This is a genomic window from Variovorax sp. 10L426 (genome assembly GCF_056395305.1).
On record NZ_JBFTJF010000076.1, the window covers coordinates 1 to 509 of the forward strand.

Here is a 509-nt window from a genome sequence, read left to right on the forward strand (position 1 = left end):
GAATGTGCCGGCGCCCACGGCATGGCCCTCACGCCGTAGGGCGGTCAGCCACAGCAGCGTGGCCAGCGAGCCGGTAACGGAGAGGTTCGGGCCCAGATCCACGCCGATCAGCACCGCTGCCGTCACGGTGTCCGAGGCGTGGCCGGCCGCCAGCGCCGAGGCCGACAGCAGCCCCGCCGGCAGGTTGTTCACGATATTGCTGATTACGCCCACCATCACGCCGGCCAGCCCGGCACCGAGCAGGCCGGCCGGGCCACCCTGCGCGGACATCGTGGAAAGATCGCGCACCCAGTGCGCCAGCGTATCGACCAGCCCGGTGCGCTCCAGGCCCGCCACCAGCACGAACAGCCCCGCCACCAGCGGCAGCACGCCCCAGGAAACCTCTTTCAGCGCCGGCACCAGCAGGCGGGGCCGCGTGGCGCAGACGGCGGCCAGCGTGGCCAGCCCGCCGAGGCAACTCGGCCAGCCCAGGTCCTGGCCGCGCAGCGAGGCCACCAGCAGCGCCAGCC

1 protein-coding gene is annotated in these 509 nt (G+C 73.5%); it reads right to left on the bottom strand.

Features of this window, described 5'->3' with window-relative positions:
* Positions 1-509, bottom strand: a 509-nt coding sequence (locus AC1DHL_RS29800) for an ArsB/NhaD family transporter (protein ID WP_478164337.1), incomplete at both ends; no start/stop codon positions are given.